This is a genomic window from Enterobacter cloacae complex sp. IR5450 (assembly GCF_049238665.1).
Taxonomy (GTDB): Bacteria; Pseudomonadota; Gammaproteobacteria; order Enterobacterales; family Enterobacteriaceae; genus Enterobacter; species Enterobacter hormaechei_C.
Map to the genome: position 1 here is coordinate 63,328 of NZ_JBMKIC010000007.1, position 19,352 is coordinate 82,679.

Annotated in this window: 17 protein-coding genes; 3 read left to right on the forward strand and 14 right to left on the reverse strand. The window is 54.8% G+C overall.

Annotated elements, in window-relative coordinates; translation table 11 throughout:
- Positions 1 to 77 precede the first annotated feature (77 nt).
- The 3 genes from ACOTYB_RS08220 to ACOTYB_RS08230 are packed head-to-tail and all read right to left on the reverse strand — an operon-like array spanning position 78 to position 4,095.
- Positions 78 to 1,859, reverse strand: coding sequence for a SmdB family multidrug efflux ABC transporter permease/ATP-binding protein (locus tag ACOTYB_RS08220; protein ID WP_022650484.1), 1,782 nt, complete (start codon positions 1,857 to 1,859; stop codon positions 78 to 80).
- Entirely contained in the window at positions 1,852 to 3,606 is a 1,755-nt protein-coding gene (locus ACOTYB_RS08225) for a SmdA family multidrug ABC transporter permease/ATP-binding protein (protein WP_023315528.1), read from the reverse strand. The genes ACOTYB_RS08220 and ACOTYB_RS08225 overlap by 8 nt, the downstream gene beginning before the upstream one ends.
- Before the next feature lie 30 nt (positions 3,607 to 3,636).
- Positions 3,637 to 4,095, reverse strand: coding sequence for an Lrp/AsnC family transcriptional regulator (locus ACOTYB_RS08230; RefSeq protein ID WP_015571267.1), 459 nt, complete (start codon positions 4,093 to 4,095; stop codon positions 3,637 to 3,639).
- A gap of 115 nt (positions 4,096 to 4,210) precedes the next feature.
- Here ACOTYB_RS08230 and ACOTYB_RS08235 point away from each other — a divergent pair, with 115 nt between their 5' ends.
- Positions 4,211 to 5,257, forward strand: coding sequence for a PLP-dependent cysteine synthase family protein (locus tag ACOTYB_RS08235; RefSeq protein WP_045343214.1), 1,047 nt, complete (start codon positions 4,211 to 4,213; stop codon positions 5,255 to 5,257).
- A 41-nt stretch (positions 5,258 to 5,298) separates the two neighbouring features.
- Here ACOTYB_RS08235 and cof read toward each other — a convergent pair whose 3' ends face one another.
- Positions 5,299 to 6,117, reverse strand: coding sequence for an HMP-PP phosphatase (gene cof, locus ACOTYB_RS08240; protein ID WP_032657397.1), 819 nt, complete (start codon positions 6,115 to 6,117; stop codon positions 5,299 to 5,301).
- 101 nt (positions 6,118 to 6,218) lie between these two features.
- On the opposite strand from cof, the gene ACOTYB_RS08245 reads away from it, so the two are divergent.
- Positions 6,219 to 7,919, forward strand: coding sequence for an SgrR family transcriptional regulator (locus tag ACOTYB_RS08245; RefSeq protein ID WP_045343215.1), 1,701 nt, complete (start codon positions 6,219 to 6,221; stop codon positions 7,917 to 7,919).
- Positions 7,920 to 7,985: 66 nt separating this feature from the next.
- Positions 7,986 to 8,681, forward strand: coding sequence for a 7-cyano-7-deazaguanine synthase QueC (gene queC, locus ACOTYB_RS08250; RefSeq protein WP_015571271.1), 696 nt, complete (start codon positions 7,986 to 7,988; stop codon positions 8,679 to 8,681).
- Positions 8,682 to 8,684: 3 nt separating this feature from the next.
- Here the strand turns inward: queC and ACOTYB_RS08255 are convergent, their stop codons facing one another.
- The 10 genes from ACOTYB_RS08255 to tig form a co-directional block, all read right to left on the reverse strand.
- Positions 8,685 to 9,014, reverse strand: coding sequence for a DNA-binding protein (locus tag ACOTYB_RS08255; protein ID WP_421765792.1), 330 nt, complete (start codon positions 9,012 to 9,014; stop codon positions 8,685 to 8,687).
- Entirely contained in the window at positions 9,007 to 9,351 is a 345-nt protein-coding gene (locus tag ACOTYB_RS08260) for a type II toxin-antitoxin system RelE/ParE family toxin (RefSeq protein ID WP_045343216.1), read from the reverse strand. Before ACOTYB_RS08260 ends, ACOTYB_RS08255 begins: the two co-directional genes overlap by 8 nt.
- 47 nt (positions 9,352 to 9,398) lie before the next feature.
- Positions 9,399 to 9,797 carry a YbgC/FadM family acyl-CoA thioesterase gene (locus tag ACOTYB_RS08265; RefSeq protein ID WP_023315524.1) on the reverse strand — a complete coding sequence of 133 codons (399 nt, stop codon included), beginning with the start codon at positions 9,795 to 9,797 and terminating at the stop codon, positions 9,399 to 9,401.
- Positions 9,798 to 9,894: 97 nt separating this feature from the next.
- Entirely contained in the window at positions 9,895 to 10,275 is a 381-nt protein-coding gene (locus ACOTYB_RS08270; RefSeq protein WP_003859045.1) for a helix-hairpin-helix domain-containing protein, read from the reverse strand.
- Between the two features lie 148 nt (positions 10,276 to 10,423).
- Positions 10,424 to 12,295, reverse strand: coding sequence for a peptidylprolyl isomerase (ppiD, locus tag ACOTYB_RS08275; protein WP_421765793.1), 1,872 nt, complete (start codon positions 12,293 to 12,295; stop codon positions 10,424 to 10,426).
- 212 nt (positions 12,296 to 12,507) lie between these two features.
- On the reverse strand, positions 12,508 to 12,780 hold the full coding sequence (gene hupB / locus ACOTYB_RS08280) for a nucleoid-associated protein HU-beta (RefSeq protein ID WP_002444653.1): 273 nt from the start codon (positions 12,778 to 12,780) through the stop codon (positions 12,508 to 12,510).
- A gap of 210 nt (positions 12,781 to 12,990) precedes the next feature.
- Complete coding sequence (gene lon / locus ACOTYB_RS08285) at positions 12,991 to 15,345, reverse strand: endopeptidase La (protein ID WP_006809878.1); 2,355 nt, start codon at positions 15,343 to 15,345, stop codon at positions 12,991 to 12,993.
- A 184-nt stretch (positions 15,346 to 15,529) separates the two neighbouring features.
- Complete coding sequence (gene clpX, locus ACOTYB_RS08290; protein WP_006809879.1) at positions 15,530 to 16,804, reverse strand: ATP-dependent protease ATP-binding subunit ClpX; 1,275 nt, start codon at positions 16,802 to 16,804, stop codon at positions 15,530 to 15,532.
- Between the two features lie 127 nt (positions 16,805 to 16,931).
- Positions 16,932 to 17,555: an ATP-dependent Clp endopeptidase proteolytic subunit ClpP gene (gene clpP, locus ACOTYB_RS08295; protein ID WP_006809880.1), complete on the reverse strand. Its 624-nt coding sequence runs from the start codon at positions 17,553 to 17,555 to the stop codon at positions 16,932 to 16,934.
- A 260-nt stretch (positions 17,556 to 17,815) separates the two neighbouring features.
- Positions 17,816 to 19,114: a trigger factor gene (tig, locus tag ACOTYB_RS08300; RefSeq protein ID WP_421765794.1), complete on the reverse strand. Its 1,299-nt coding sequence runs from the start codon at positions 19,112 to 19,114 to the stop codon at positions 17,816 to 17,818.
- Between the last annotated feature and the right edge of the window lie 238 nt (positions 19,115 to 19,352).

Here is a 19,352-nt window from a genome sequence, read left to right on the forward strand (position 1 = left end):
CACCATGGCAGTGCAGGGTGCGTTTCAGTTTTGCACCAACGGTTAAGTCTGTTAGCGCATTGCCTTGTTATGGTGCATCAGGCGCTGAGTGACTCTTCCTCGCGCACGCTGGCGGCCAGTTCGTCGCCTGCCAGCTGCAGCTGATACATCTGCCAGTAGCGTCCTTTTGCCTCAAGCAGCGCTCTGTGCGTACCCCGTTCAACGGCCTGGCCACGGTGCAGAACCAGAATGGTATCGGCATCGACGATCGTTGACAGGCGGTGGGCGATCACCACCAGCGTAGTGTGATCCCGCACGGCAGCCAGCGCCTGCTGGATCGCCTGCTCGGTACCGGAGTCAATGCTTGCGGTCGCTTCATCCAGAATTAACACCTGCGGCGTCTCAATCAGCACGCGCGCCAGCGCCAGAAGTTGCTTTTGCCCGACGGAGAGGTTGTTGCCCTGCTCACCCAGCCGGGTATTGATCCCCTCGCTTAACCCGCGCGCCAGATCCGCCAGCTGTACCGTTTCCAGCACCTCCCATACCTGCTCAGGGGTGAAAGGACGTCCCAGCGTCACGTTGGCATAAAAGGTATCCGCCAGCACCACCGGATCCTGCTGCACCATCGCGACGCCCTTACGCAACGCGTTGTGGCTAAGCGAGGCAAGCGGCCGTCCGTCCAGACGGATCTCCCCCTGCGTCAACGGATAGTAGCCCATCAGCAAACTGGCGAGCGTGCTTTTGCCGCTGCCGGTATGCCCAACCAGGGCGACAAAACCGCGCGACGGTACCTCGAGGTTGATATCCTGCAAGACAAGCTGGTCGTCGCGGTAGGCAAACGAGACATGATCAAACGCTATGGATCCACTTTCCAGCGGGCGTTCGTCATCGCCATAGGTCTGACGCGGCCTGTCCATGAGTTCGAATACACGTTCGCCCGCGACCACTGCCTGTTGCAGCATCGACTGCTGCGTGGTGAGTTCAATCAGCGGTTCGTTAAGGCGTCCGAGGTAACTGATAAACGCGTACAGTACCCCCACCTCGATGGTTCCGCGCGTCGTCAGGCCGAACAGCATCAGCAGTCCGCACAGCACCAGCGCCGAGAAGAGGCTCAGCAGCGGACGTAACAGGAAACCGTCCAGGCGTAACGTCTGCATCCGCGCCATATAATGCGAGCGGCTGGCTTCCCCCATTCGCTCACCAAAACGCGCCTGCTGGCGAAACTGCTGAATAACGCTCATGCCGTTGATCACTTCGTTGAAGCCATCATTGATATCTGCAAGGTAAGCGCGCACGCGGCGCACGATCGGCGTGCTGTAGCGCTGGTAAATCACCATCACGATCAGCACCGCCGGGAAAATGGTGATTGCCACCAGCGCCATCCGCCAGTCCAGGCTGAACATCGCCACCAGCATCGCGCCAATTAGCGCGGCACTGCGCAGAACCGTTGCAACAACGGTTACATAGAGGTCGCGGATCACCTCGGTGTCATTGGTGACGCGCGAAATAACCTGCCCGACCGGCTGGGTATCAAACTCGCTCAGCGGCTGGCGCAGCGCGGCATCCATCACGTCCGTGCGCAGCTGCTGCACCACGCCCACGGCGGCCCGGTTAAAGAGCAGTGACTGCGCGTAATGCAGCCCTGCCGCCGTCAGCTGTAGCCCGACGTACGCCACGCCCAGCCCGGCGACCAGGCCGAGAGGCAAATAGCTTTTCGCTACCATGTTATCGATGAAATAGCTGATAAGCAGCGGACCGGTCACCTCCGCAATCGCGGCGATCCACAGCAACAGCACGGCGATGGAAAGCGGTTTGCGCCACGGTGAGCCATAGGCCAGCAGCCGTTTTAACGTCGGCCACATCTGTCCAAACTTACGCATCGGCCACCTCCTCATCCAGCGCGGCTTCAAGCTGTTGATAGCGGTACATATCCCGATACCAGCCGGTCTGCCCGGCGAGCTGCTCATGCTGACCACGCTGGGCAATATGTCCGTGCTGAAGCACCAGAATTTCACTGGCTTCGGTAAGCGCCGACAGACGGTGCGCGCTGATGATGACCGTGCGCCCCTCTCCCCACTGGCGAAGGTTATGCAGAATTTGATGTTCAGTACGCCCGTCAACCGCGGACAGCGCATCATCCAGAATCAGGATCTCAGCGTCCAGCAGTAGCGCGCGGGCAATAGAGATACGCTGTTTTTGTCCGCCGGAGAGCATAACGCCCCGCTCACCCACTTCCGTGTCGTAGCCCTGCGGCAGGCGCAGAATATCCTCGTGGACGCTGGCCAGACGCGCCACGTGCTCGATCTGGTCCTGTGTCGCCGTCGGACACCCGAGCGCAATATTGTTGGCAATGGTGTCTGAAAACAAAAACGGCGTCTGGCTGACGACCGCCAGGCGGCTGCGCCAGTCATCCAGCAGCAGACGTGGCAGAGGGATGTCGTGGAAACGGATATCGCCTTCGCTCACGTCAAAATGGCGCTGAATCAGTGACAGAATGGTGCTTTTACCGGAGCCCGTCGGGCCGCAGATGCCCAGCATCTGACCAGGACGCAGCGTGAAACTGACGTTCTCAAGCACCGGATGTTCCGTTTGCGGGTAGATAAAGGCGCGGATATCAGCCTTGAGAATACCCGGACCTTCCGGTACCGGCTCGCTGCCATCGTTCACGACTGGCACTTCCGCCAGCATGGCGCGGATACGGCTGTAAGCGGCGCTCCCACGTTCAACGATATTAAACATCCAGGCCAGCGCCAGCATTGGCCAGATCATCAGCCCAAGGTACATCGCAAAGCTGGTTAACTGCCCGAGGGTCATGGTGCCTCGCACCACCATCCAGCTGCCGCCGCCCACCGCCAGCAGGTTCGCCATGCCAATCGCAATATAAATTGTCGGATCGAAACGGGCATCAATACGCGCCACGCGCATGTTTTTCGCGCCGGTATCGGCGGCGTCGGCGGCAAACAGTGCGGACTGACGGTCTTCCAGACCAAACGCTTTGATCATGCGGATGCTGGTCATGCTCTCCTGGGTGCGATCGTTCAGCGACGAGAACGCCGCCTGCGCCAGCTTAAAGCGTTCATGGAGCTGCTCGCCGTAGCGGTTAATTGCCAGCGCCATCAGCGGCATTGGCAGCAGCGCCAGCAGCGTGAGCTCCCAGCTAATTTGCGTAGACATCACAATTAATACCGCACAGCCCATCACCAGGGAATCCACCAGCGTTAACACCCCTTCACCGGCGGCAAACACCACGCGGTCTACATCGTTAGTGGCGCGGGCGATGAGATCCCCGGTACGGTGACGCAGATAAAACTCAGGGTGCTGGCGGCTCAGCTGACGGTAAAAGTCCTCGCGCAGCTCAACGGCAAGCTGATAGGACGCACCGAACAGTAGCACGCGCCAGACATAACGCAGCAGGTAAACCACCACGGCCGTCAGCACCAGCGTACCGACCCACATCATCACCCGTGCGGCGGTGTAATGTTGTTCGGTAACGCCATCCACGACGTAGCCCACCACTTTGGGGGGGATCAGTTGCAGAATGGCAATGATAATAAGCAGGGCCACTGCGCCGAGGTAGCGTTGCCACTCCCGACGAAAGTACCAGCTTAATTGGGCAAATAATCGCACGCGGTCTTTTCCTGAAGGTATTTTAAGAAGTTATTCAATGGGTAACGCTGTGGTGTATTTAATCTGTTCCATGGCGAAGCTGGAGGTGACATCGGACAAGCCCGGTACGCTATTGACCAGCCGCTTGTAAAAATCATCGTAGCGCTTCATGTCTGCCACCTGAACGCGCATCAGATAGTCGTATTCCCCCGCCATGCGCCAGAAGCCGAGCACCTCGGGCATGTCGGAAACCTGCGTGACGAAGCGGCAGTACCATTCGCTGCTGTGATGCTGCGTTTTTATCAGGACGAAGGCGGTCAGTCCAAGCCCCAGTTTTTCGGGATCCAGCAGCGCCACACGTCCCAGCAGAATGCCATCATCTTCCAGCTTCTTGAGGCGCTTCCAGCACGGTGTGGTGGTCAGATTAACGGCATCTGCCAGCGCCTGCAAAGAGAGGGTACAGTCGCTTTGCAGCAAAGAAAGCAGCTTACGGTCAATTTTATCTAACATAGCCACCTCGAAGAGAAAATTATTCTCCTTACATTCTATTTTAAAGGTCAGATAGCAACAATTTTTTCTGTGCTTTTCGCTATGCTGGGCACAAAATGACAAACGGATAACTACGATGAATAGCACCTGGGTTAAACATGCCATCAGCGAAATAAATGCCGACTATCAGCGCTCGGCAGACACCCACTTGATCCGCCTGCCTCTGCCGGGATTTCCCGGCATTCAGCTTTACCTGAAGGATGAAAGCACACATCCTACCGGCAGCCTGAAGCATCGCCTGGCGCGTTCACTCTTTTTATACGGTTTATGTAACGGCTGGATCAAAGAAGGCACCACGATTATTGAATCGTCGTCCGGATCAACTGCCGTCTCCGAAGCCTACTTTGCCCGCCTGCTGGGCCTCCCGTTTATCGCCGTGATGCCCTCCTGCACGGCGAAACGTAAAGTTGAACAGATCGAATTTTACGGCGGACGCTGCCACTTTGTGGACAGCGCCTGCGAAATCTATGCGGCCTCCGAAATGCTGGCCCGCGAGCTGAATGGTCACTATATGGACCAGTTCACCTTCGCCGAACGCGCCACCGACTGGCGCGGCAATAATAACATTGCGGACAGCATTTTCCGCCAGATGACCCATGAGCCGCATCCTGTCCCCTCTTACATTGTCATGAGCGCGGGCACGGGCGGAACCTCCGCCACCATCGGACGTTATATCCGCTGTCAGGGTTATGATACGCAGCTGATGGTGGTTGACCCGCAAAACTCGGTGTTCCTCGATTACTGGCAATCCCGCGATGCGAGCCTGCGCAGCCCCGTGGGGAGCAAGATCGAAGGGATTGGTCGCCCGCGCGTCGAACCCTCGTTCATTCCGGACGTTGTGGATGAGATGCTCCGCGTGCCGGACGCCGCCAGCGTCGCGACGGCGCACTGGCTGGAGACACAGCTTGGCCGTAAAGTCGGGGCTTCCACCGGCACCAATATGTGGGGCGCGCTACAGCTGGCCGAGAGGATGCGCGAAGAAGGCCGTACCGGCTCTGTCGTCACGCTGCTGTGTGACAGCGGGGAGCGCTACCTGGACACCTATTACAACGCAGAATGGGTGCAGGCAACTATTGGCGATGTAGAACCGTGGAAAGCGCAGATTTCGCAGCTGGTGAAATAAAAAAAAGCCAGGCTAAAGCCTGGCTTGCTGGAAGGGTCTCACTATTCGGGGGAATACGGGAGGTTATTTTTGTCCAGCCAATGCGTCAAAAAATGGGACACCGCTTCGTTACGACAGTGTCCGATAACCGGTAAATGCGGGAGCGCGGCAATAAGTTGCGGCATCGCGTTCCCCATAATCAGCCCACGACCTACGTTGCTCAGCATCTCGTGGTCGTTCATGGCGTCACCAAAGGCCATACAGTCCTGCATCGTCAGCCCCAGATGATCGCTCAGCACCGCCAGCGCAGATCCTTTGTTACAGCCCACCGGCAGCACTTCAAGGCAGTCCACCGCCGAGAAGGTCAGGTGCGCCCGGTCGCCCAGCGCCTCGTTAAGCTGAATACGCAGGCGGCAGAGATCGTCGTGATCGCCACAGAAGCAGATCTTGGTCACCTTGTGTGCCGGAATGCGGCGCAAATCGATAAGCTGATATTTAAAGCCGCTGTAAACGTGAGCGTGCAGCAAGGCCGGGATCTCACGCCCGGTAAACCAGCCTTCATCATTAAAAACATGCACGCTGGCCTGCGTATCCCAGGTGCTGTGCAGGACAATGTCCGCCACCTCCGGATTCAGATCCTGACGGTGCAGCACATCGCCGTCGACGGAGTGAATGCGCGTTCCGTTGCCGGTGATCAAGAACGCATCGAGGGCAAATGTCCCCAGCAGATGGCGCATCTCCAGCACATGACGACCAGTAGCAAACGTCAGGGTAACTTCACGCTCGCGCAGGCGCTTAAGAGTTTTCAGGGTTTTCTCCCCTAAACGGTGATCCGGCATTAACAGCGTGCCGTCCATATCAAATGCAGCGAGCCGAGCCATGATTACTCCCGAAATGTGATGCGGTTAACTTGTGCATCAGTATTACGTGGGATATACGGAAGTAATAGTGAATAGATGATAATTATTGTTCCGGGTTTTTCATGCGCCAGCTTAACCGTCTTAACCAGTATCAGCGTCTGTGGCACCCGTCTGCCGGCGCACCGCAGCAGGTGACCATCAGTGAACTTGCCAGCCGCTGCTTTTGCAGCGAGCGACATGTTCGCACCCTGCTGCGCCAGGCGCAGGAGGCGGGCTGGCTAAGCTGGCACGCCCGCTCCGGACGAGGTAAGCGTGGGGAATTACGCTTTCACGTCACCCCGGATTCGTTGCGTAATACGATGATGGAAGAGGCCCTGAAAAGTGGACAGCAGCACAACGCGCTGGAGCTGGCCCAGCTCGCGCCTGAAGATTTGCGATCGCTGCTGCATCCGTTTATGGGCGGGCAGTGGCAGAACGATACGCCGACGCTGCGTATTCCCTACTATCGCTCGCTGGAGCCGCTTCAGCCGGGGTTTCTCCCTGGCCGGGCGGAGCAGCATCTGGCGGGACAGGTATTCTCTGGTTTGACGCGTTTTAATGGTAACAGCAGTGAACCCACGGGCGATCTGGCGCATCACTGGGAAGTCTCTGCTGACGGCCTGCGCTGGCATTTCTACATTCGCTCCACCCTGCACTGGCATAACGGCGATAAAATAGAGACGGCACAGCTCCGGCAAAGCCTGACGGCGCTGTTATCGCAGCCCGGCATGGGCACGCTGTTCCGCAGCGTCTTACGTATCGAAACCACGCACCCGCAGTGCCTGACGTTTATTCTCCATCAACCTGACTACTGGCTGGCGCACAGGCTGGCAACCTACTGTAGCCGTCTGGCGCATCCCGATTACCCCGTGGTGGGCAGCGGTCCCTTTCGGCTGAGCGTTTTTGAGCCTGAACTGGTGCGTCTGGAAAGCCACGAGCAGTATCATCTTGGCCATCCGTTGCTTAAGGCTATCGAGTACTGGATCACGCCCCAGCTTTTTGACTACAGTCTGGGCACCAGCTGTCGCCACCCGGTGCAAATCGCCATTGGCGAGGCCGACGAGCTGGCCAGCCTGCGGCTGGTGAGTAACAGCACCAGTCTGGGCTTCTGCTACCTCACGCTGAAACAGAGTCCACGTCTGAGCGAACTTCAGGCAAAGCGGCTGATTAATATCATTCATCTCTCAACGCTGCTGCACACGCTTCCCCTGAACGAAGGGCTCATCACTCCTACCGAGGAACTGCTTCCCGGCTGGGCGATCCCCCAGTGGCCTGATTTAACCGACGTTGCGCTGCCAGAGGCATTGACGCTGGTCTACCACCTGCCGGTTGAGCTTCACACCATGGCCAGCCAGTTAAAAGCATACCTTGCGCGGCAGGGTTGTGAACTGACCGTCATCTTTCACGACGCCAAAACGTGGGACGGGTGCCAGCAGCTTGCCGATGCAGACATCATGATGGGAGACAGACTGATTGGCGAAGCGCCGGCGTACACGCTTGAGCAGTGGCTCCGCTGCGATGCGCTCTGGCCGCATCTGCTGAGCGCACCGGCATTCGCCCATTTGCAGGCCACGCTGGATGCGGTGCAGTCGCAGGCCGACGAGTGTGACCGACACGCAGGACTTCAGGCTATATTCAGCCGGTTAATGGAGACAGCCGTCCTGACGCCGCTCTTTAACTACCAGTATCAAATCAGCGCGCCTCCGGGCGTCAACGGCATACGCCTTAACACTCGCGGCTGGTTTGACTTCACCGAAGCCTGGCTTCCTCCACCAAACGCGTGAAGAAGCTGGTCGCCGCTTTAGCCAGGCGTTAACATGACGCTTTTACTGTAACTGTCGAGATGATCTATGAAACGTGCCGTCGTCGTGTTCAGCGGAGGACAAGATTCCACCACCTGCCTGATTCAGGCGCTTCACCAGTATGATGAAGTGCACTGCGTCACTTTTGATTATGGTCAGCGTCATCGCGCTGAAATCGATGTCGCTCGTGAACTGGCTCTCAAACTGGGCGCCCGCGCTCATAAAGTGCTGGACGTGACGCTGTTAAATGAACTGGCCGTCAGCAGCCTTACCCGCGACAGCATTCCGGTGCCTGATTACGAACCGGATGCCAGCGGCATTCCGAACACCTTCGTACCGGGCCGCAACATTCTCTTCCTGACCCTGACGGCGATCTATGCCTACCAGGTGAAAGCCGAAGCGGTGATCACGGGCGTGTGTGAGACCGACTTCTCTGGCTACCCGGACTGCCGGGATGAATTTGTGAAAGCACTCAATCACGCCGTCGATCTGGGAATGGCAAAAGAGACCCGCTTCGAAACGCCGCTGATGTGGCTGGATAAGGCTGAAACCTGGGCGCTGGCCGACTACTGGGGCAAGCTGGATGTCGTTCGCAACGAGACCCTGACCTGCTACAACGGCATTAAAGGGGACGGCTGTGGGCAGTGTGCCGCCTGTAACCTGCGCGCGAACGGTCTGAATCATTATTTTGCGGATAAAGCGGGCGTTATGGCCGCAATGCAGAAAAAGACCGGGCTGAAATAAGGGCTACCTGACCGTGCTGTCGAACAGTTTTACACCGGCAGCACGGGTAATTTTCATCAGTGTAGTCAGCGTTGGGTTGCCATTTTCGGACAGGGTACGGTATAGCTGCTGACGTGAAAGCCCCGCTTTGGCTGAAATCTCTCCAATACCGCCGCGCGCTTCGATAACGCGTCTGAGGGCAATCAAATAGGCTGCGATCCCCTGGTCCTCGTAAATTTCATCCAGTGCAATTTGCAGATAGAGTTGCGCGTAAGAAGGATTTTCGCGCAGCATTTTGACTACAGCTTCATCATGGCTGACGGTACTTGAGAATTTTCGCTCACTTTTACTCATGGAGTTTATCCTTTTGATGATCTTTCCAGTAATCTATTGCCAGCATCACATCCGCTTTCTGGCTCTTTTTGTCACCGCCGATCAGCAACAATAAGATTTCCCGGTGCTGGACCGCAAAATAGACTCGATAACCGGGACCACAATCAACCTTCAACTCCCAGACACCCTCTCTGAGATAACGGTAATCGCCAAAATTCCCCTTCTCAGCGCGGTCGATTCGCAGAAGGATCCGAAACGCCAGCTCCGGATCCTTTCTTCTCAACTTTGCTACCCAATCCTCAAACGGTATTTTTCCGTCGCGGGTTCGGTAACGTTTAACAACGTAGTCCCTGTTCATGATTTTATCCCTGAAAACCCTTCTTGTCTTTTATAAAAGACAAAAATTTACGCGATCATCAGCTCCAGCTTTTCGCGCAACTCCCCTTCCAGCGGCAACGCTTTCTGGGTTTTGAGATCGATACAGACAAAGGTGATCAGCGCATCGGCCACAATCTGCCCTTCTGGCTCCAGCGTAACGACCTGGCTCAATACACCACTTTTGCCATTCAGTTGTTGGACCTCACTGGTCACGGTGAGCACATCCCCCAGCACAGCCGGGCGGCGGTAGTTAATGTTGATATTGACGACCACAAACGCGATGTTGTGTGCGGTTAGCCACTGGAAGCTTTCGCTGTTCTCCAGGCCGTCCCAGCGCGCCTCTTCAAGAAATTCGAGGTAGCGGGCGTTATTGACGTGCTGGTAAACATCGAGGTGATAACCACGGACTTTGATTTGTGTCTGCATAGCGCAATAGCCTTTCGTTGTTATAGGTTCAGAGGTCATAACTGGTATGACCTCTTTATCCTGGCAAATTTTTGCCGCAGTGCAAGTGATTACGCGATTACAGCGTCAGGTGTGCGAGATTGCGCTCAACCAGCGCGCTGCCCATACCCGGCACCTGCTTGAGATCGTCAAGGGTTTTGAAAGGACCATACTCTTCACGATAGCTGACGATGGCCTGCGCTTTTTTGAGGCCCACGCCATTCATTACGCGGGCAAGATCGTCCGCAGAGGCAGTATTAATACTGACCCGCGTACCCTCGTCCTCAATGGCTTTCGTGCTGGCCGTCGCGTTGGCTTTAACCTGACCTTGTGACGTTGCATCGGCCTGAGTTTGTGCAGCCTGGGCTTTAGACGAGGGTGACGCCGCCAGCGCGCCCGCACTCATCCCGGAAGTGGCAATAGCCAGTGTAATTAACAGTGCTTTGATTCCACATTTCATGCTGTTTTCTCCTTGTTTGTTGACAGCCATGCCACGATAGCCGCACGGGAAAACAGGGACAAACAGCAGATTGCAGAAATGGAAAAGGCCGCGAAAGCGGCCTTTAGTTTTTGCAGAACGTTACGAAAATCTGCGAGCAGACACGTAATTATTGCTCCTGAGTGACCACATCACCCAGCTTGATTTTGGCTTCTTTACCCAGGTTGCTCATCAACGCTTCGAAAGCAATCTGGGCATTGTTCTGGGTAATTCCCTGAACCATGGCCTTCTTCTGCGCGTCTGGCAGCGTGCCGGCTTTCACTTCATCCAGTGCCAGAACCACCACGTTACCCTGCATATCGGTCGTGGTGCCAAAGACAGGTTTGTCTTTCGCCGGCAGGCTCAGACCAAACGCCGCCTGGCTGACAGGATCCTGACCGGTACGGCTCAGCGTTTTTGCTTCACCAAAGCTCAGGCCAGCCGCTTTCAGCGCATCGTTCTTACCGGCTTTCAGGTCGGCCAGAATTTTCTCTGCATCCAGTTTTGCCTGCTGTGCCGCTTTGTTGTGTTTCACCAGCGCCACCACCTGATCTTTCACTTCCGCCAGGGGCTTCACTGCCTCGGCTTTGTGCTCGCTGACGCGCAGTACGAACGCACGATCACCGTCAACGGTAATAATGTCTGAGTTGCTGCCCGGCGTACCATTCTCACCGACCAGACCACCATTGAAAATGGCATCTGAAACCGGTTTGAAGTTCAGTTCTTCCGGCAGGTTTTCGTGGCTGAACCAGCCCGTCTCAACCGCTTTCACGCCAGCAGCCTGCTCAGCGCCCGCCAGTGATTCGTTGTCGTTGCTTGCGGCATCGCTCACTTTCTGTTGCAGCGCATAGAAGGCATCCAGCGCTTTCTCCTGCTTCACTTTCGCAGCGATATCATCACGAACGTCAGCCAGCGGCTTGGTTTTCGCCGCCACAACATCGTCCAGACGCGCCACCAGGAAGCCGACGGAGGATTTGATTACACCAGACAGTTGGCCTTTCTCTTTCAGGCCTGCATTTTTCAGCTCATCCGGGGTAGTTGACTCTTCCAGCCAGCCCATATCACCGCCGTTTTTGGCAGAAATAATGTCGGTAGATTTTGCTTTCGCTAAGGTGGCGAAATCAGCGCCTTTGTTCAGCTCGTCCAGCACGGCTTTCGCTTCTGCTTCCGTTTTGGTCTGGATCACGCTGTAACGGTTACGCTGCGGCTGAGTGAACTGATCCTGATGCTGGTCGTAATAAGACTGGATCTCGGCGTCAGTCGCATTTTCCTGCATCGCAGCTGCATCCAGCTTGATATAGCTTACGCGGAACTGTTCCGGAGAGATGAAGTTGTTCTTGTTTTGCTCGTAGTAAGCATTAACTTCAGCGTCGCTAACCTGCTGTTTCGCTGCCAGTGCGTTGACATCAATCGTCGCTTCACGCACCACGCGTTGCTGCGCCACCAGTGCCGCCAGCTCTTCAGTTTCGCCTTTCAGCATGAAATCGGTGCCCACCACCGCGTTGATTAGCTGTTGCGTGGTCAACTGGTTACGCAGTGCCTGAGCGTACTGGTCAGCCGTCATACCCATCTGGTTAACAATGCTGTTGTAACGCGCGTTGTCGAACTTCCCATTAGACTGGAAAGCCTGCGTCGAGAAGATGGCTTTTTTAACCTGCTCATCGCTGATGCCCAGACCCAGGCTTTTCGCGTACTGATCCAGCAGCGCCTCGTCAATAAGGCGGTTTAGCGTCTGCTGACGCAGGTTTTTCATATAGCCTTCGTTGGCTGCAAGTTCAGAGTATTGGTCGCCCAGCTGTTGCTGCATGCGGTTACGTTCACCAGCAAAAGCGTTCTCGAACTGCCCACGGCTAATTTCCTGGCCATTCACTTTTGCGGCGTAGTTCGCGCCACCGCCGATGAGGTAACTACTCACACCGGTCAATATGAACGACACGATAATGATACCGAAAATAATCTTGAGCACGAGACTGTTAGCAGCCGTGCGTAAGCTGTCCATCATGGTGTAACAACACTCCGCTGTAGGTGACTGGTTACCTGACGCTGACGGAAAATCCTGACCGTCGCGCGTAAAGGCGTATTGTGACAAGAAAACAGGGCAATTGTCAGCCCACAACTCGCATAAACTCGCACAAATCAGGTCTGGACAAACAAAAAAGGCACATCAAACGATGCGCCCTTGTACTTTTCAGCTTCCCTGGAGCGGGAAAGCAATCAGTTTACTGCGTCTTTCAGCGCTTTACCTGCACGGAAACCCGGCACTTTAGCGGCAGCAATGGTGATCTCTTTGCCGGTCTGAGGGTTGCGGCCAGTACGGGCTGCACGCTCTTTAACCGCAAAAGTACCGAAGCCTACCAGTGCAACGTCGTCCCCAGCTTGCAGAGATTCAGTAACAGAAGCAATTAAAGCATCTAAAGCACGTCCAGCTGCCGCTTTAGAAATATCAGCACCCGCAGCAATTTTGTCAATCAGTTGAGATTTATTCACTGTTCTCTTCCTCTCTTTATAATTTATATCGCACCTGAATCCTTCACAGCGCGACCGCGCAGCAGTTATATCAGTCCTGCTATGACCTTACAACACCCGTTGTTGATGGCTAACCCAATCAGCAATCTAAATTAGCTATACAAAAAAAGGCTGGCAAGTACGAAATGACTTACCAGCCTTGTTTTTATTGGCGCTCTTTGCGCGAGGTCACTATTTTGCGGTTACAACCTGCATTCCGGACGGTTCATTTTGCAGTGCGAGAGTCAGAACTTCCTCAATGCGTTTCACCGGATGGATCTGCAAATCGGCAATAACGTTGTCCGGAATCTCTTCCAGATCGCGTTTATTCTCGTAAGGGATCAATACGGTTTTGATCCCACCGCGGTGTGCCGCCAGCAGTTTTTCTTTTAACCCGCCGATAGGCAGTACCTGACCACGCAGCGTAATTTCACCGGTCATGGCCACATCAGCACGAACCGGATTACCTGTCAGGCAGGAAACCAGCGCAGTACACATGGCAATACCCGCGCTTGGGCCATCTTTCGGCGTCGCCCCTTCCGGAACGTGAACGTGAATATCGCGTTTTTCGTAGAAATCCGGGTTGATACCCAGTTTTTCCGCACGCGCGCGCACCACGGTCAGCGCCGCCTGGATGGACTCCTGCATCACTTCACCCAGCGAACCGGTGTAGGTCAGCTTGCCTTTGCCCGGAACACAGGCGGTTTCGATGGTCAGCAGATCGCCGCCCACTTCCGTCCATGCCAGACCGGTCACCTGACCAACACGGTTTTCGTTGTCTGCGCGACCGTAGTCGAAGCGTTGAACGCCCAGGTACGCATGCAGATTGTCGCCGTTAATCACGATGTGCTTCAGGCTCTTATCCAGCAGCAGCTGTTTCACCGCCTTACGGCACAGCTTAGAGATCTCACGTTCGAGGCTACGCACACCCGCTTCACGGGTGTAGTAACGAATAATGCCGACAATGGCGCTGTCCTCAACGGTCAGCTCGTTGGCTTTAAGCGCGTTACGCTCAATCTGCTTCGGCAGCAGGTGCTGTTTGGCAATGTTCAGCTTCTCGTCTTCGGTATAACCGGACAGACGGATCACTTCCATACGGTCCAGCAGCGGTGCCGGAATGTTCATGGAGTTCGACGTCGCCACGAACATCACATCGCTCAGGTCGTAATCCACTTCCAGGTAGTGATCGCTAAACGCCACGTTCTGCTCTGGATCAAGCACTTCCAGCAGCGCCGACGCCGGATCGCCACGCATGTCTGAAGACATTTTGTCGATCTCATCGAGCAGGAACAGCGGGTTTTTGACGCCCACTTTCGCCATTTTCTGGATAAGCTTGCCCGGCATGGAACCGATGTAGGTACGGCGGTGACCGCGGATTTCCGCTTCATCACGCACGCCGCCCAGCGCCATACGGATGTACTTACGCCCTGTCGCTTTGGCGATGGACTGGCCCAGAGAGGTTTTACCCACCCCTGGAGGCCCTACCAGGCACAGGATTGGGCCTTTGATTTTGTTCACTCGGCTCTGTACCGCGAGGTACTCAAGAATGCGGTCTTTCACACGTTCCAGGCCGTAGTGGTCGGTATCCAGGATCTCCTGGGCCTGACGCAGGTCTTTTTTGACCTTGCTGCGGGCATTCCACGGAACCTGCACCATCCACTCAATGTAGCCGCGTACAACGGTCGCTTCCGCCGACATCGGAGACATCATTTTCAGCTTCTGCAACTCAGCTTCAGCTTTCTCTTTCGCCTCTTTCGGCATCTTCGCCGCGTCGATCTTACGCTTCAGCGCTTCGTTTTCATCCGGCGCATCGTCCATCTCGCCGAGCTCTTTCTGAATGGCTTTCATTTGCTCGTTCAGATAGTACTCACGCTGCGATTTTTCCATCTGCTTTTTGACGCGGTTGCGAATGCGCTTCTCAACCTGGAGCAGATCGATCTCAGACTCCATCATCGCCATCAGGTATTCCAGACGTTCGTTAACGTCGGACATTTCCAGCACGGACTGTTTGTCAGCCAGCTTCAGCGGCATATGCGCAGCGATGGTATCCGCCAGACGTGCAGGATCGTCGATGCTGTTCAGCGACGTCAGCACTTCAGGTGGGATTTTCTTATTCAGCTTGATGTAGCCTTCGAACTGGCTGATCGCGGTGCGTACCAGCACTTCCTGCTCGCGCTCATCAAGTTCCGGTGAATCAAGGTACTCTGCCTTCGCAGAGAAGTGCTCGCCATCGTCTGACAGAGTGGTAATACGCGCACGCTGTAAGCCTTCCACCAGCACCTTCACGGTGCCGTCTGGCAGCTTCAGCATCTGCAAAATAGAGGCCACGGTCCCGACGGTGAAAAGATCGTTTACACCCGGCTCATCCGTTGATGCTTCTTTCTGCGCGACCAACATGATTTTTTTATCATGATCCATGGCGGCTTCGAGGCAACGGATAGATTTTTCCCGCCCTACAAATAAGGGTATGACCATGTGCGGATAAACCACCACATCGCGCAACGGCAATACGGGGATTTCAATGCGTTCAGAACGCTCAGGATTCATAGAGCTCTCTCTTAGTTTAGTGTCCGCCAGGTAAACTGGTCATGTAACTGTGCTTCACACAACCATTAACATGTAATCCAGTATATGGGGATGTTTCCCATACATTCAACGCCATGAATACGGAAAAAGTAAAGGGGAGATAAAATCCCCCCTTTTTGATTAACTGATTGTATGAAATGGTGAATTATTCGCCAGATGCCTGCTGCGCTTCCGGTTTACCGTAAATCAGTAACGGCTTGGTCTGGCCACCAATGACGGACTCGTCGATCACGACTTTTTCGACGTCTTCCATAGAAGGAAGATCGTACATCGTGTCGAGCAATGCTGCTTCCACGATAGAACGCAGGCCACGGGCACCGGTTTTACGCGCCATCGCTTTCTTGGCAATCGCGTCCAACGCTTCGTCACGGAATTCCAGCTCAACGCCTTCCAGATTAAACAGCGCCTGATACTGCTTGGTCAGCGCGTTTTTCGGCTCTTTCAGGATCTGAATCAACGCGTCTTCGCTCAGTTCGTTCAGGGTCGCCACAACCGGCAGACGGCCGATAAATTCCGGAATCAAACCGAATTTGATCAGATCTTCCGGCTCAACCTGCGCCAGCAGCTGGCCTTCGTTTGGTTTTTCAGACGTGGCTTTCACCGTTGCGCCAAAACCAATGCCGGAGCCGGTTTCCACACGGTGAGAGATCACTTTATCCAGGCCTGCAAACGCACCACCACAGATAAACAGGATCTTAGAGGTATCAACCTGCAAGAATTCCTGCTGCGGATGTTTACGCCCACCCTGCGGTGGAACAGCCGCAACCGTACCTTCAATCAGCTTCAGGAGCGCCTGCTGCACGCCCTCGCCCGAGACGTCACGGGTGATGGACGGGTTGTCTGATTTACGAGAGATTTTGTCGATCTCATCGATATAGACGATCCCGCGCTGGGCTTTCTGTACGTCGTAATCGCACTTCTGGAGCAGCTTCTGGATAATATTTTCAACGTCTTCACCCACATAACCGGCTTCGGTCAGGGTGGTGGCATCCGCCATAGTGAACGGAACATCCAGCAGGCGCGCCAGCGTTTCTGCCAGCAGGGTTTTACCGGAACCGGTAGGCCCGATCAGCAGAATGTTACTTTTGCCCAGTTCTACGCCATTGCTGGTATCGCCGTTACGCAGACGTTTGTAGTGGTTGTATACCGCCACCGCCAGCACTTTTTTCGCCTGCTCCTGACCAATGACATAGTCATCCAGGTGGTGGCGAATCTCGTGTGGCGTTGGTAACGCGCTGCGCTCACGGTGCGGCGCGACTTCTTTAATCTCTTCGCGAATGATGTCGTTACATAAATCGACGCATTCGTCGCAGATATACACGGACGGCCCGGCAATCAGTTTACGCACTTCATGCTGGCTTTTGCCGCAAAAAGAGCAGTACAGCAGTTTGCCCGAACCATCTTTGCGTTTATCTGTCATGAGTCCAAACCTCTTTTTAAGTTCTATGTGCCGCACATGACGACGCAAATGCCATTCTCAGACGCAAGCTGCTTACAGGCAACGTGCCGCCCTACCTTAGTATAGCGGCACACTCGCGTCGCGGGCATCAATTACGATGGGTCAAAATGGAGTCGACTAAGCCGTACTCAACTGCCTCTGGCGCAGAGAGGAAGCGATCGCGCTCGGTATCGCGCTCGATCTGCTCGAGAGGTTGACCCGTATGCTGCGCCATAAGTTCATTCATGCGCGCTTTTACTTTCAGAATTTCTCGGGCGTGGATTTCAATATCCGTCGCCTGGCCCTGGTAACCACCCAGCGGCTGGTGAATCATCACGCGGGAGTTAGGCAGGCAGAAACGCTTACCTTTCGCCCCTGCGGTTAACAGGAAAGCCCCCATGGACGCCGCCTGCCCCATACAGATGGTGCTGACATCCGGCTTGATGAATTGCATGGTGTCATAAATAGACATGCCCGCCGTAATCACACCGCCCGGCGAGTTGATATACAGGTAAATGTCTTTTTCCGGGTTTTCCGCTTCCAGGAACAGCATCTGCGCCACGATCAGGTTAGCCATATGGTCTTCCACCTGGCCGGTCAGAAAGATAACGCGTTCCTTGAGCAGACGGGAATAGATATCGAAAGAACGCTCACCGCGTGAGGTCTGTTCAATAACCATTGGCACCAGCGCCATATGGGGTGCAAAGTTATCTCGTTCGCCACTGTATGACATTTCCGTCTCCTGGTTCAAAATTGAAAACACCTGCTGTACTGATTGTAACCTTATGGACGGATTATCAGCCAGTCTCAATCATCGTGATTACATACTAATGGGGGTCGCCATGCCCTATTTCAAGCATAACAACGTTTTGTTGTAACGCTAACACTGAAAGGGCGTTTTAGCACCCTTCCAGGACTAAAGCTGTGATAAAAAAAACCCGTCGCCGGAGGGCAACGGGTTTTTTGTTCAAACTTTAAACCGTTGGGGCGAAATTACGCCTGCTGGTTCATCAGTTCGGTGAAAGAGGTCTCTTTTTCGGTGACTTTCGCTTTCGCCAGTACCGCTTCTACAGCCTGCTCTTCCAGCGCGACGTTGCGCATGTTGTCCATCAGCTCTTTGTTCTTACCGTAGAACTCGATCACTTCTGATGGATCTTCGTATGCAGAAGCCATCTCTTCGATCAGGCCTTTCACACGCTCTTCGTCAGCTTTCAGCTCGTGGGTACGAATCACTTCGCCCAGCAGCAGGCCAACAACAACGCGACGTTTCGCTTGCTCTTCGAACAGCTCGCGTGGCAGTTCCATCGCTTGCTGCTGGTTGCCACCGAAGCGCTGTGCAGCCTGACGGCGCAGAACGTCGATTTCGCTGTCGATCAGGGCAGCAGGAACGTCGATGTCGTTCGCTTTCACCAGACCTTCAATCGCCTGAGACTTCACGCGGTTACGTACAGCGCCGTTCAGCTCGCGCTCCATGTTTTTACGCACTTCGGTACGCAGGCCCGCAACAGAACCGTCTTCCACACCGAAACGCTTGATGAATTCTTCAGTCAGTTCTGGCAGTTCGCGCTCTTCCACTTTCTTCAGGTTGATAACGAACTTCGCTGCTTTACCTTTCAGGTTTTCAGCGTGGTATTCTTCAGGGAAGGTCACGTCGATGGTGAACTCTTCGCCCGCTTTGTGGCCTTTGATACCGTCTTCGAAGCCTGGGATCATACGACCCTGGCCCATCGCCAGTACGAAATCAGACGCTTTACCGCCTTCGAACTCTTCGCCGTCTACAGAACCGGTGAAGTCGATGGTTACGCGGTCTTCTGCGTCAACAGCGCCTTCTTTCTCTTTCCAGTTCGCCTGCTGCTTACGCAGGGTATCCAGCATGCCGTCAACGTCTTCGTCGGTCACGGAAACGATCGGTTTTTCAACTTCGATAGATTCCAGACCTTTCAGCTCAACTTCCGGGTACACTTCGAACTCTACGGAGTAGATGAAGTCTTCGCCCTGCTTGTATTCGCCTGGAACGTAGTTCGGCGCACCGGCTGGATTGATTTTTTCTTTGATGATCGCGTCGATAAAGTTGCGGCTCATCAGTTCACCCAGCACATCCTGACGCACGGAAGCGCCATAACGCTGAGCAACAACATTCATTGGTACTTTGCCCTTGCGGAAGCCGTCAATACGTACTTTTTTTGCTACGTTGACCAGCTCGCTTTTCACAGCAGTTTCGATGCTGTCAGCAGCGATAGTAATCGTTACACGGCGGCCAAGGCCTTGAGTGGTTTCAACTGAAACTTGCATCTTGTTACCTCAAAAAAATCACAGTGCTCGGTCAACTCTGAATCTGTCTGTTATACCGGGATGCTCTCTTATGTGCAGATTCACATTCCCTGTCGCCAGAATCATCCCGAAGACATTCAATAAGACGCGGCATTATAGCGGCATCACTTAGGTGAGTCGAGAACGGTTGGAGCATGTTGCTGCGGCTTTTTTCACACTTTAAGGCTATTTTTAGCCTTAAAAACGCGCCATCCGCTCA